The organism is Bacillus sp. FJAT-44742 (genome assembly GCF_002797315.1).
In the GTDB taxonomy this organism is placed as follows: Bacteria; Bacillota; Bacilli; order Bacillales; family Marinococcaceae; genus Thalassorhabdus; species Thalassorhabdus alkalitolerans.
In genome coordinates this window covers 2,697,462-2,710,416 of sequence record NZ_KZ454936.1, presented here as the reverse complement: position 1 = coordinate 2,710,416, position 12,955 = coordinate 2,697,462, and the positions used below count along the sequence as shown (strand labels likewise).

Annotated in this window: 10 protein-coding genes; 8 read left to right on the top strand and 2 right to left on the bottom strand. The window is 41.2% G+C overall.

Annotated features, from left to right (window positions below):
* Nucleotides 1-3 precede the first annotated feature (3 nt).
* From nadC to CEF17_RS13400, 3 genes are all read left to right on the top strand, one after another.
* Complete coding sequence (gene nadC / locus CEF17_RS13410) at nucleotides 4-855, top strand: carboxylating nicotinate-nucleotide diphosphorylase (RefSeq protein WP_100400917.1); 852 nt, start codon at nucleotides 4-6, stop codon at nucleotides 853-855.
* On the top strand, nucleotides 842-1,945 hold the full coding sequence (gene nadA / locus CEF17_RS13405; RefSeq protein WP_100399962.1) for a quinolinate synthase NadA: 1,104 nt from the start codon (nucleotides 842-844) through the stop codon (nucleotides 1,943-1,945). The genes nadC and nadA overlap by 14 nt, the downstream gene beginning before the upstream one ends.
* 126 nt (nucleotides 1,946-2,071) lie before the next feature.
* Nucleotides 2,072-3,466 carry a hypothetical protein gene (locus CEF17_RS13400; RefSeq protein ID WP_100399961.1) on the top strand — a complete coding sequence of 465 codons (1,395 nt, stop codon included), beginning with the start codon at nucleotides 2,072-2,074 and terminating at the stop codon, nucleotides 3,464-3,466.
* Between the two features lie 220 nt (nucleotides 3,467-3,686).
* On the opposite strand, the gene ilvD is transcribed toward CEF17_RS13400, so the two are convergent.
* A complete protein-coding gene (ilvD, locus tag CEF17_RS13395; RefSeq protein WP_100399960.1) occupies nucleotides 3,687-5,378 on the bottom strand; it encodes a dihydroxy-acid dehydratase in 1,692 nt (563 codons plus the stop codon).
* A 190-nt stretch (nucleotides 5,379-5,568) separates the two neighbouring features.
* Between ilvD and CEF17_RS13390 the strand changes: the two genes are divergently transcribed.
* Together CEF17_RS13390 and CEF17_RS13385 are read left to right on the top strand one after the other, a co-directional pair.
* On the top strand, nucleotides 5,569-7,584 hold the full coding sequence (locus CEF17_RS13390; protein ID WP_100399959.1) for a methyl-accepting chemotaxis protein: 2,016 nt from the start codon (nucleotides 5,569-5,571) through the stop codon (nucleotides 7,582-7,584).
* Between the two features lie 193 nt (nucleotides 7,585-7,777).
* Entirely contained in the window at nucleotides 7,778-8,287 is a 510-nt protein-coding gene (locus tag CEF17_RS13385; RefSeq protein WP_100399958.1) for a hypothetical protein, read from the top strand.
* A gap of 72 nt (nucleotides 8,288-8,359) precedes the next feature.
* On the opposite strand, the gene CEF17_RS20075 is transcribed toward CEF17_RS13385, so the two are convergent.
* A complete protein-coding gene (locus CEF17_RS20075; protein ID WP_157843039.1) occupies nucleotides 8,360-8,518 on the bottom strand; it encodes a hypothetical protein in 159 nt (52 codons plus the stop codon).
* Between the two features lie 542 nt (nucleotides 8,519-9,060).
* Between CEF17_RS20075 and CEF17_RS13380 the strand changes: the two genes are divergently transcribed.
* From CEF17_RS13380 to CEF17_RS13370, 3 genes are all read left to right on the top strand, one after another.
* The gene (locus tag CEF17_RS13380) at nucleotides 9,061-10,422 is read left to right on the top strand and encodes an aminotransferase (RefSeq protein ID WP_100400916.1); all 1,362 of its coding nucleotides are present in this window, start codon (nucleotides 9,061-9,063) and stop codon (nucleotides 10,420-10,422) included.
* 235 nt (nucleotides 10,423-10,657) lie between these two features.
* Nucleotides 10,658-11,548, top strand: coding sequence for a nitrilase-related carbon-nitrogen hydrolase (locus CEF17_RS13375; protein ID WP_100400915.1), 891 nt, complete (start codon nucleotides 10,658-10,660; stop codon nucleotides 11,546-11,548).
* A 17-nt stretch (nucleotides 11,549-11,565) separates the two neighbouring features.
* Nucleotides 11,566-12,945 carry an NAD(P)-dependent oxidoreductase gene (locus CEF17_RS13370; protein ID WP_100399957.1) on the top strand — a complete coding sequence of 460 codons (1,380 nt, stop codon included), beginning with the start codon at nucleotides 11,566-11,568 and terminating at the stop codon, nucleotides 12,943-12,945.
* Nucleotides 12,946-12,955 lie beyond the last annotated feature (10 nt).

Below are 12,955 nucleotides of genomic sequence, written 5' to 3'. Positions count from 1 at the left end.
AAAGTGAATAGCATTTTGTTGAGGGAAGAAATAGCTAGATTTTTAAAAGAAGATATTGGGGCACAGGACCTTGCATCGGAAATTATTTTTTCAAAAGAGGATTATTCTAAAGGAACGTGGGTTTGCAAAGAACCTGGCATTGCTGCAGGCCTGGAAGTAGTAAAAGAAGGATACCGGTTCATTTCACATGACATTGAAGTAACCTTTTTCATAAGAGAAGGGGAAGAAATGAAAAAAGGCCAGACGATAGGAGAGGTAGAAGGTCCTGTGCAACTCTTATTAAGCGGAGAGAGAGTCATGCTTAATCTTTTTCAGCGTATGAGCGGAATTGCAACCCTTACAGCACAGGCAGTAAGTAAATTATCCGAAGGGAAGACAAGGGTTTGTGATACAAGAAAAACCACGCCTGGTCTGCGAATGTTTGAGAAAGAAGCAGTTCGCATAGGGGGAGGGTTTAATCACCGTTTTGGTCTCCATGACGCAGTGATGGTTAAGGATAACCATATAAAAGCTGCCGGAGGCATTTCAAAAGCAATAGAAAAAGTAAGGAAACACATTGGGCCGACTGTAAAAGTTGAAGTTGAAACCACAAATCAGAAAGAAATAGAAGAAGCTGTGGTAAGCGGAGCAGATATTATTATGTTTGATAACTTTACCCCTGAAGAGATAGAAAGAACGATATCATTAGTACCTTCCTCCATACTGACTGAAGCTTCAGGAGGAATCAGTTTATCAAATTTAGATAAATACAGTCAGTGCGGTGTAGATTTTATTTCCATGGGATGCTTAACTCATTCAGCCCCATCCCTTGATATTAGTTTTAATTTGGAGGTAAAAGCATATGAGCTTTCTTGAGATGATTGAACAAATCCCTCGTCTACCAGAACATTATTTGCAGATGAATCAGGAAGAACTGCGTGAAAGGGTGATGACACATAAGAAGAGGCTGGGTCAGCGCCTTTATATTCCCGGCCATCACTACCAAAAAGACGAAGTAATAGAATTTGCTGATGACACGGGAGACTCATTGCAGCTTGCCAGGCTGTCTGAGCAAAACAATAAGGCAGAGTATGTGATCTTTTTGGGCGTGCATTTTATGGCTGAAACAGCCGACATTCTTACTTCTGACGATCAAAAGGTAATTCTGCCTGACTTACGGGCAGGCTGTTCTATGGCCGATATGGCCGATATCGACCAGACAGAAAAAGCGTGGGAAAAACTCATGGAGCTTTTTGAAGATACTATTGTTCCTCTGACGTATGTGAACAGCACCGCAGCCATAAAAGCTTTTTGCGGAAAATATGGAGGGGCCACGGTTACTTCTTCTAATGCAGGTGTGATGTTTGATTGGGCACTCAGCCAAAAAAAGAGGGTCCTGTTTTTGCCCGATCAGCATCTTGGGCGCAATACTGCTTATGATAAGGGTATCCCTCTTGAGAACATGGCTGTCTGGGATCCGATCAAAGGCAGCCTTGAATATGAGGGGAGTATTGAAGACATTCAAGTTATTCTATGGAAAGGGCATTGTTCTGTCCATGAAAAATTTACCGTGAACCAAATCCAAACCTTAAGGGCCGCTGATCCGGAAATAAAGATTATCGTTCATCCAGAATGCTCCTGGGAGGTCGTTCAGGCTGCTGACTACAACGGTTCGACGAACAAGATTATAACGACAATAGAGCAGGCTCCAGCTGGAAGCAAATGGGCTGTTGGAACCGAAATGAACCTGGTTCAGCGTCTAAAACATACTCATCAAAATAAAGAAATACATTCCTTAAACCCTGCCATGTGTCCTTGTTTAACAATGAACAGAATTGATCTCCCTCATTTGCTGTGGTCCCTTGATTCAATAGACAGGAACCATCCCCATCACATTATCAAAGTGGATAAGGACACAGCCGCTTTTGCGAAGACAGCATTGGAGCGAATGCTTTCCTTTGCTTAACCAAACAAAGAGCGTAAGCCGTCTCATGAGAGAGACGGCTTACGCTTATTATGAGATAACTGCAAATTATATATATTCAATGGGAGGTGCAGTATGTTATATTTGTGGGAAAGGGAGGGATTTTGAATGGAAAGCTATCTCCTGTGTAACATAAGGGAAAATCAAAAGACAATCACACTTAAAGCTGAGAAACTTGTTATGTATCTTCAAAGCAAATGGATTGAAGCTTTCGATGAGAATGGACATGTGTACTATTTGCTGTTTTACAAAAATGACTATCTCACATGGATGAAGCCAGTCTGCCAAAACAGACATTCCCACCTGGAACAATCCTTTAAAAAGGGTATGACTTTTCCAGCGCCCCACCCTTTTCTCGTTAATCTGCTTTCAACTAAAGAAGCATTTCCGAAAGTGGCTGTATCTCATCTCCCTGAAAAACTCCAAAAAAGCTATACTCCTCATGAAACCTCTCTTATTCTTACCTTCTTAGATTCTTTTGAATCAAAAGAATCTATTTTTAAACCAATCCAGTCAATTTATTATAAATACAGGCGAAACGGCCAAATGTTTGCAGGCTACCGGATCATTCGAATTCTTCAGGACTTTATGCCAGAACACTCCTGGGTGAAAGATATTGCAAGTTCCTTTGAGTTTGAAAAATATAACAGTATGTATCACTTAGTTTCAGAGGAGCTGATGGAAAAGGATCCGTTATTTTCCGAAAAGTCTTTGTTTAAAAGCGCAGAAGAAGAAGATTCTTTTCGCTTATTGGAATTAATGAAGAAAGAAAATCGCCTTCTCGATCACACAGCCCTGTCCCTGGAAGCTTACCGGAAGTTCAAATCATTATCATCCTATACTCTTATGAAATCTTTACTAGAGGACGCTTTTTCAGTGACCGAACAAATTTATATTATAGAAGAGCTAAAGGGTATAAGTGATAAAAACAATCACATCCTTCAAGATCTCTTACACCTCTACCTAAAAGAAAATGAAGTAGAAAAATTGTGTAACTTAATTGCTCAAGATGCCATTACGCTTACGGTTGAACAAAGAAATTCATTTGAGAATATGCTTCTTACTATGGACTTTAAAGAAAACCGGGTACAGGTAGAGAAGCTGAATTCTTATCTTCTTCCTATTTTAAACGCCAACTCCCTCAAAGCCAGTGAGCTTCTTCTAAACTGTGTCAGCCGTCTGCTTTCTGAATATGACATCTCTTATGTCATGGAATGGCTTGAGCCGTTAAAACCCAATGAGGAAGCAGGGAAGCTTTACTATACTTTTGAAAAGATGAGCCGTTTAGTAGATGACCCGGATCAGCAATTTTTGTTAGGGGAACTATATTATGAGTTCCAACGTTTTGACGCAGCGATTGACTGTTTCAGCTGGCAAATGGAGCTGGATAAAACCGATCCTAAACCAGTACAATGGCTTTCAAAGATTTATTTGGAAACTGGGAAAGAAGATGAATCAAAAGCGTATCAGCAGCTTTACCAGGAGATGTCAAAGGAAGCGTAAACAACATCATGGGTCTCCCTTTAGATAGATGGATGGCAGCCTCTTTTAAGAGGACTACACTTTTAATTACGGGGTAATTAATCTAAAGAAAAAGGCGGTTGAGAAGTTGTTCTCAACCGCCTGATTAAAAAAGTGTGGTCACGTAAGCATTTTGTAATATCCTTCAGCTGAAACCGTTTGGGAAAACTCTTTATTCTGCTTTATCAAAGGAATTATTCCTTTACAAGTCTGAATCTGTAACGGCTCCTTTTGCACTCGAAGACACAAGTTTTGAATATTTACCAAGAATCCCTGTTTTGTATTTAGATTCTAATGGTTTCCACTCTCTCATCCTTTTATCAATTTCTTCTGAAGAGATGTTAATATTGATTTCCTGGGTTTCACTGTCGATAACTATCGGATCGCCATCCTTTAATATAGCGATCGGTCCTCCGGCTTGAGCTTCTGGTGCAATATGGCCGATAACGAATCCGTGAGAGCCACCTGAAAAACGGCCGTCCGTGAGGAGGGCAACCTTCCCTCCCAATCCTTTTCCAACAATCATAGAGGTTGGTGACAGCATCTCAGGCATTCCAGGTCCGCCTTTTGGCCCTACATTCCTAATGACCAATACATCACCTTCTTGTATTTCATTGCCCATAATTGCTTCCGTTGCTGAAGCTTCACTGTCAAACACTTTAGCTTTCCCATCAAATCTGGTGATTTCAAGACCTGACATTTTGGCCACCGCTCCTTCAGGTGCGAGGTTCCCGCGGAGTACAACCAGGGGACCTGTTTTTTTGATAGGACGGTCCAAAGGAAAGATAATATCTTGATCTTCTTTTAGAGATGGCGCTTCATCCAGGTTTTCAGCGAGCGTTTTTCCAGTCACTGTTAAGCAGTCCCCATGAAGAAGTTCTTTTTCTAGTAATAGCTTCATCACTCCCGGAACACCGCCGATCTCATATAAGTCCTGCATGACATATTTTCCGCTTGGTTTCAGGTTGGCGATATGCGGCACTTTCTCTCTTATTTTTTCAAAATCCTCGTAAGCAAGATCTATACCGGCTGAATGGGCAATAGCTAACAGGTGTAAGAAAGCATTCGTAGAACCGCCTAACGCCATCACTACAGTAATCGCATTTTCGAAGGCTTTTTTCGTCATGATGTCTTTAGGATAAATATCTTTTTCAAGAAGGCGGACCACCATTTCTCCTGCCTGTCGGCATTCTGTTTCCTTATACTCATAAATAGCAGGAGTAGAAGAAGACCCTGGAATGCTCATACCAAGTGCTTCTACAGCAGCAGCCATCGTATTGGCTGTGTACATGCCGCCACATGCGCCGGCCCCTGGACAGGAATGGCATTCAACCTGGTGAAGCTCTTCGTCATTGATTGTTCCCTGGTGATACTTACCCACAGCTTCAAAGGAAGAGACAATATCCAGGTCCTCTCCGTTTAATTTACCAGGCTGAATGGTGCCTCCGTACACGTAAACGGCAGGAATATTCATACGACCAATGGAAATAAGGCAGGCTGGAGTAGTCTTGTCACAGCCTCCAATGGCTACCACACCGTCAAATCTCTCAGCCCCTGTTACAGTTTCAATTGAATCTGCAATGACTTCTCTGCTCGGTAAGGAAAAATTCATGCCTTCGTGTCCCATGGCAATGCCATCGGAAACAGTAATGGTATTAAAAATTAAGGGAGCACCTCCGCTTTCAGACACTCCTTCTTTTGTTTCGCGAGCAAGCTTATCGATATGTATATTACATGGCGTCACTTCACTCCAAGTGCTCGCTACTCCTATTTGAGGTTTTTTGAAATCCTCGTCTTTGAACCCAACGGCCCGAAGCATAGCTCTGTTAGGGGTCTTGTTCACACCTTCGCTTATCACTTTACTGCGTATGCGCAGATCTTTTTTTTCCGACATATAATCACCCTTTCTGAATTGTTTGAAGTCCCTGTCCCAACCATACTTGAAACAAAATTATCAGTCAATTATATAAGGTTCAAACTTTTCCTCTCAGAGCCGATGAATAATATAGGTGTTAGACACAATAAGAGATATGTACTTCTTCTTTCCAGTGTTTGCACGAAAATTTTTCAGCGGGGGGTCTTACATGAAGAAGAGAATAAGACAGCTGACAGGTGAAGGGTCACTTAGAAAGAAGCTGATAGCCTGTTTTTTGCTAGTTGGTCTGCTTCCTATGATTATTTCTACATATTTTGTCTATCAATCAAGCAGTGATGAAATCGTTGCTAAGGAACAAGAGTCCATGGAAAGCATCGCAGCAGGCACAGCCGATGCTATGGAACGGTGGCTTGACAGACGAATGGGAGAAATAAAACTAACAGCACAGACCGAGGCGATAGAATCATTAGATACACAAGCCCAGCTTCGGCTTATGCACCGTGTCAAAGAACAAAATGAAACCTATGAAACCGTAGTATTTACTGATCCTGAAGGAATAGTAAGGGCACACACTACAGAGGGAAATATTGGACAATTAAATTTAGCTGATCGAGACTACTTTCAAAATGGCATGGATGGAAAAGATACGATTTCCAGTGTGCTGGAATCCAATGCTACCGGGAACAGAATTGTGGTCGTGGCTACACCAGTGAGAGAACAAAGCGGAGAAATTACCGGGGTGTTATCTGCTTCTGTAAACTTTGAAGAATTGATTTATCAGTTTCTTGATGAAGAGTCTTCAAATATTGGTGGACTGCCTCTTCTCATAGACGATCAGGATATCATTCAGCTTTCTCCGGATGAAGAACAGATCGGGCTAGTAACCAATGAAACAGGACTAAGCCAGGAATGGCTCACTGCTTTTGAAAGCGGTAAACAAGAAACAGGGGCTACAGTATTGAGCAGAAATGGGCAAGACGTCCTTTTAGCCTTTGCGCCGATTTCTTTAGCGGGTTATGGTCTATATATGGTTACCCCCATGGAAACCGTGCTGGCTGTATCTTCTGACATTTTTATGCAGACAGTCATTATAATTACCATGGCGGCTTTCATTATAATTTTCATGGCCTGGTTTATTGCTCAAAGAATAAGCAAGCCTGTGAAAGCAGTAACAGAGGAAGTGAGAAAAGTTGCAGCGGGTGATATAAGCGGGCAAAAAATTTCAGTCTCCTCTAATGATGAGATTGGTGAATTGGCGGAAAATGTAAATCATATGACAGCAAATCTCAAGAAGCTGATCAAGCAGGTTGATGAAAGTGCAGAACTTGTAGCTGCATCCTCAGAACAGCTTACTGCAAGTGCTGAACAATCAAGCAAATCATCAGAAGAAATAACGAATGCCATGCAAGAAGTAGCAGCAGGTTCGGAACAGCAAAACACCGGTGTTCAAGAAAGCCAGTTATCAATGGAGGAAGTTACGAAAGGGGTACAGCAGGTCGCAGAATCCTTCGCAGCCATTTCTGAAAGTTCCAATACGACTATTGAAAAAGCAGAAGAAGGAGGGCAATTTGTACAGCAAACCCTGGAGAAAATGGAAACGATCAATACGTCAGTGAATCAATCTAGTTCAATAAATCAATCATTAAGTAATCACTCAAAAGAGATTGAAAAGATATTGGGAGTGATTACTGATATTGCAGAACAAACTAATCTTCTAGCTTTAAACGCTGCCATAGAAGCTGCCCGGGCAGGTGAAGAAGGACGAGGATTTGCAGTAGTGGCTGAAGAAGTGAGAAAGCTGGCGGAAGGATCTCAAAAGTCCTCTAAGCAAATAGCAAGGATTATCGGAGAAATTCAGCGGGACATGGAAAGATCAATTAACTCGATGAGCAAAGTGACTAAGGATGTAGAAGAAGGGTTAGAGGTGGCTAAAGGCACAAAAGAAAAGTTTGAGGATATTATAGAAAACACGACACTAGTGGCAGAACAAATCGAAAATCTGGCTGCCACCTCTGAAGAAATGTCCGCAGGTACTCAGCAAGTGTCTGCTTCCTTTGAAGAGATAGCGAAGGTTATTCAAGACACGACATCAAGCACTCGTCACGTAGCTTCGTCCTCTGAAGAACAACTTGCTTCTGTTCAAGAAATAAATTCATCAGCTCAGTCATTGCGTGATATGTCCATCCGTCTTAATGAAGTGATAAAAGAATTCAAGGTAAAATAAATGACAGAGAGGGGTTGTATTGTCCCATAAGTCAGGGTGGCTGCATTTTTATTTAACTTCATCAGCTGAAAAAGTCTCTTGGGACAGCCCTCTTTCCCTGGTGAGGAGATAAAAAACTTGTTTTGGTTCCATCTTTTAAGGGAACAAAAGACAAAAACAGTTACCTTAGTCTTTAATTAGTTGGAGAGATCATATGGCCATTCAAAAGAAAAGCGTGTTCCTATTCTATCTTGCAAGTATTATTCTTATTGCAGTCAGCTATGCTGCCCATACTCCTGAAATTATCTCACCAGCAGAGGGAGTTACTTTTACATTTAGTGACTTTCTACTCTTATTTGCAATGAAAACATTGCTTTTTGTTCTACTCATTCTTACTTCATTTCTTGGTCTGCCTTTCCTGTTTCTGCCTCTTATCATTTGGCAGATTGGTGCAGCTGGTGCTGAAAGCCCCCTGAGCCCACTAAGCTACTATAGTATGTCATTTGTACCGATAGCATTGAATCTTTTTGTAATGTTTATTGTGTTTATGTTTACCATTTACCATGTCAGGATGCTTTTCCGGTTTTTAAGAGACCGCAGTGAAAAAGAAAACCTGAAAGGATTATACATATCCTTTTCAAAAAGGTATCTCCCTATTATATTTATCCTCATTTTTGTATCTTCAATAGCAGAAGCATTAGTCGCAAATATGCAGTATTTATAGGAAAGTAGATTTTTAAAAGAGAAAAGACTGAGCATGATATCCGATCATGCTCAGTCTTTTCTCTTTTATTATTTATATAGATTGGCGCTCAGAGGTATAAGCTAGTGCATCAGCAATACTGTAAAAGCAAAGCTGAACATCTCTTTTCCCTTCTTTTGCAGATTTAACAAGGCAGTAATGTTCCTCCATTTTTTCAACAGTCAGTTGATCATTAATTTTGTAGTTTTGCATACTTATCACCTCCATTAAGTAGTAGAAATTGAAAATAAAAGGTCTCCGAGAACAGAGGCCCCTATTCATTAAGAGAAAATCTGACCAAAATCTGCATGGAGTTACTCAAGGGGTATTACTTCTTTACACAGGCTCTCTTCTTTATAATTTATATTAACATCATAATTAAGTGAAAATCAATACTAATTTATAACTGTTATTAATAAAAGTGATTTTAAAATAGACATTGTTATGCTAAATAGTTCATGAAACACTATGTAATAGGGTTTATGCATGGAAAACCTTTTCTGGGTGACACAGAAAAAGCACAGTTTCATTCATAGGAATTGATTTAAAGAAGAAAAGTATTTTCATTCACGTTAGTTCATTCCCAATTAGAAAGTATATATCCATTTTTTTCGGTGTCTCCTCTCAGTCTGTGATAGAAGACAAAACGTCTAACTTCTTATGAATTTACTGCACAATTTGTTAAGTGAATGTTCTAACTGCCTGGTGATAGCATTGATAGCAATACAGGTAAAGGAGCTGATGTTTTGACTTACGTGTCTTCTACTAAAGCGAATAATGAAAAGGAAGAGCTGCTGGATATGGACAGGGCCCATCTTTGGCATCATATGTCTCCTCATAATGATCATCCGCATGTTTTTATAGAAGGAAAAGCCAGCTGGATTAAGGATATTGACGGAAATGAGTATTTAGACGGCATGTCTGGCCTATGGTGCGTTAATATAGGGCACGGTCGTGAGGAAGTAGCCAGGGTAGCAGCGGCTCAAATGTCAAAATTAGCATTTGCTCCTTTATCGCAAAGCCATGTTCCTGCAATAGAGTTATCGGGAAAGCTTAATGAATGGCTGCAAGGAGATTATAAAATTTTCTTTTCTAACTCTGGTTCTGATGCCAATGAGGTAGCGTTCAAGATTGCAAGGCAGTATTTTGCACAGACCGGAAAAGGAACAAAATATAAGTTTATATCAAGATACAGGGCGTATCACGGGAATTCTATGGGAGCTATGGGGGCTACTGGACAAGCTGAAAGGAAAGTGAAATATGAGCCGGGCGGTGAAGGGTTTAAGCATGCTGCTCCCCCTTATTGCTATCGTTGTCCTTTTGGACAGGAAAAAGGTCATTGTAAGATGGAGTGCGCTAAAGCGATAGATGAGATGATCGAGTGGGAGGGAGAGGAAACTGTAGCCGGAGTCATCTTAGAGCCTGTGATTACAGGCGGGGGCGTTATCGTTCCGCCGCCAGAATATTTGAAAGAGATTCGTGAAATATGTGATCGGAGGAATGTCCTTTTAATTGTTGACGAGGTGATTTGCGGCTTTGGGCGCTCTGGAGAAAAGTTTGGCCACCAGAACTTTGGGGTGGAACCTGACATTGTTTCAATGGCAAAGGGTATGACCAGCGCTTATGCGCCATTGTCTGCGACAGCTGTTTCCTCACATCTCTATGCACCTTTTAAAGAGAAGGGAAAGACGAATCATTTTCGTCATGTTAATACATTTGGAGGTAACCCTGTTTCATGTGCTATTGCGTTAAAAAATCTGGAAATATTAGAAAGAGAACAATTAATCAAACAGGCAAAAGATAAGGGAAAGTATTTAACAGAGCGCCTTGCCGCACTAACAGAGCTTTCCTTAGTAGGAGATGTTCGCACATTTGGATTAACAGCTGGGATTGAATTAGTAGAAGATAAAAAAACAAAAGTGCCTGCTTCTCTAGAGAAGGTGGCCAATGTGCTGGCAATGTGCAAGAAACATAACATATTAATAGGGAAAAATGGAGATACCGTACCTCACCATAATAATGTCATCACTGTGGCTCCTCCTTTTGTTACGACGAAAGAGGAACTAGATCTTATTGTTGAAACACTATATGTAAGCATTAATAATTCAAGCAAGTAGAAAAAAGGCTGCCTGGGTCAGCCTTTTTTTTATCTTGAAAAAGAGACTGAATATTTAAATATTATTCGTTATGATATCTGACGCTTGAAGCTCCTGAAACTAGTGAGATATTTACACTTTGTACAGAATGCTTAGGACAATCTACACAAAATGTCACATGGAGGATGAAGTGTTTTTTTATAAAATGATCACCAAGATAGTAAGAAACAATTTCTTCTTACAAGGAGTGATTCATTTGTCAGATCAAGTGAAAATAGGGATTATTCAAGCATCTCATGAGGTGCATGGTGATGAACCGGTTGAAGTTCACAAGGAAAAGGCTATTGAAAAGCATATAGAGCTTATAAAAGAGGCTGCCGCTGATGGAGCTCAGATTATAGGGCTGCAAGAAATTTTTTATGGACCATACTTTTGCGCTGAACAAAATACAAAATGGTATGGAGCAGCTGAACAAATACCCGAAGGCCCCACTACTAAACGTTTTCAAGCGCTTGCCAAGGATCTTCAAGTAGTTATCATCCTTCCAATTTATGAAAGAGAAGGTATTTCCACATATTACAATACAGCAGCCGTCATTGATGCAGATGGTACTTATTTAGGAAAATATCGAAAAAATCATATACCTCATGTAGCGGCAGACAACAAAGGACATGGATTTTGGGAGAAGTATTACTTTAAGCCGGGAAATCTGGGCTACCCAGTCTTCGATACTGCTTATGCCAAGGTAGGAGTCTACATCTGCTATGACCGCCACTTTCCAGAAGGAGCAAGGCTTCTTGGATTGCACGGGGCTGAAGTAGTCTTCAATCCATCAGCTACTGTTGCGGGTTTATCAGAATATTTGTGGAAGCTTGAACAGCCCGCTCATGCTGTAGCTAATGGCTACTATCTCGCAGCAATTAATCGAGTGGGAACGGAAACTCCGTGGGAGATGGGAGAATTCTATGGCCAGTCCTATGTCGTAGACCCCCGTGGGAATTTCTTAGCCGTGGCAAGTCGGGATCAAGATGAAGTGGTCATAGCAGAAATGGATAAGAAGAAGATCCGTGAAGTAAGAGACACGTGGCAATTTTACCGTGACCGCCGTCCTGAAACCTACGAGAGTATGACTGCATTAATCCCTTAAGAAAAGGAGTGGAGTATATGGGAGGTCCAAACAAGAAATCATGGATTTCATTGGAGGACATTAAGAAGAATTTTATGGAAGAACGACGGGGGATGCCGGACAAAGAAGCGATGGATGAGGCAAACCGATGCCTCTACTGTTATGACGCTCCTTGTATCACTGCCTGTCCGACGGGTATTGATATTCCTAAGTTTATCAAAAGAATTTCTACAGGAGACTTGAAGGGCTCTTCTAAAACAATAATGGAAGCGAACCCTGTAGGAGCCAGCTGTTCACGAGTTTGCCCAACAGAAGAACTGTGTGAGGGAGCGTGTGTGTTAAATCATGCCTCTACCCCTATAATGATTGGTGACTTACAAAGATATGCCACAGACTGGGCAATGAAAAATGAGCAGGAGTTTTTTAAAAAAGGTGAAGCGCTGGGGAAGAGTATTGCAGTTGTAGGTGGAGGGCCGGCGGGGTTGTCCGCGGCTCGTGAGCTGGCCCGTTTTGGGTATGAAGTGACAATCTTTGAAGCCAAAGAGAAAGCAGGAGGGTTAAATACTTACGGAATTGTATCCTTCAGACTCCCACAAAAAATTTCAGCCTGGGAGGTTGAACAGGTTGAAAAGCTTGGAGTGAAAATCAAAACAGGTGTGAAAGTCGGGAAGAATGTTTCAGCAGAAGAACTCCAGAAGAATTATGATGCTGTCGTGCTGGCAGTTGGAATGAGTAAGGTTCCAGCTTTGGGCATTAAAGGAGAAACTAGTAAGGATGTTTATGATGCTATTGACTTTGTAGAAAAAACAAAAACTGAAGAGTTAACAAATGAACTTTCTGGAAAACGTGTAGCTGTAATCGGGGCCGGAAACACCGCTGTCGACGCGGCAACCTGTGCTAAGAGACTTGGAGCAGAATTGGTCAAAATGGTCTATAGAAGAACCGAAAAGGAAATGACAGCTTACCAGTTTGTATATGAATTTGCTAAACAGGATGGAATAGAGTTTAGCTGGCTCACTTCTCCTCTTTCTATCTTAGAAGGGCCGGATGGTGAAATGAAGGGGCTGGAATGTATAAAGACGGAACTAGGTAAACCTGATGAGGAGGGGAGAAGGCGTCCGGTCCCTATACCAGGAACCGAATTTATATTGGAAGTTGATGTAGTCATTAAAGCTATCGGTCAAACACGGCATTTATCATTAGTAGAACAGTTTGGCCTTTCTCATAATGAGGGTGTGGTTATTGTCGATCATGAAACGATGACAACATCGAAAGAAGGTGTCTTTGCTGCGGGGGATGTGGTATTTGGGAACGGCCAGGGTGAAGCCATGGTAGTGACAGCAGCAGAGCAAGGGAAGAAGGCAGCCTACAATGTGCATAAAAAGCTGATCAATCAGTCAGTAGAGGTTTTAGGATAGTAATGATTAA

Bases quoted from the DNA above. Each gene is read 5' to 3' on its own strand.
- CEF17_RS13390 (WP_100399959.1), top strand. From the start codon at position 5,569: ATGAAGAAGAGAATAAGACAGCTGACAGGTGAAGGGTCACTTAGAAAG.
- nadA (WP_100399962.1), top strand. From the start codon at position 842: ATGAGCTTTCTTGAGATGATTGAACAAATCCCTCGTCTACCAGAACAT.
- CEF17_RS13370 (WP_100399957.1), top strand. From the start codon at position 11,566: ATGGGAGGTCCAAACAAGAAATCATGGATTTCATTGGAGGACATTAAG.
- CEF17_RS20075 (WP_157843039.1), bottom strand. From the start codon at position 8,518: ATGCAAAACTACAAAATTAATGATCAACTGACTGTTGAAAAAATGGAG.
- CEF17_RS13400 (WP_100399961.1), top strand. From the start codon at position 2,072: ATGGAAAGCTATCTCCTGTGTAACATAAGGGAAAATCAAAAGACAATC.
- CEF17_RS13385 (WP_100399958.1), top strand. From the start codon at position 7,778: ATGGCCATTCAAAAGAAAAGCGTGTTCCTATTCTATCTTGCAAGTATT.
- ilvD (WP_100399960.1), bottom strand. From the start codon at position 5,378: ATGTCGGAAAAAAAAGATCTGCGCATACGCAGTAAAGTGATAAGCGAA.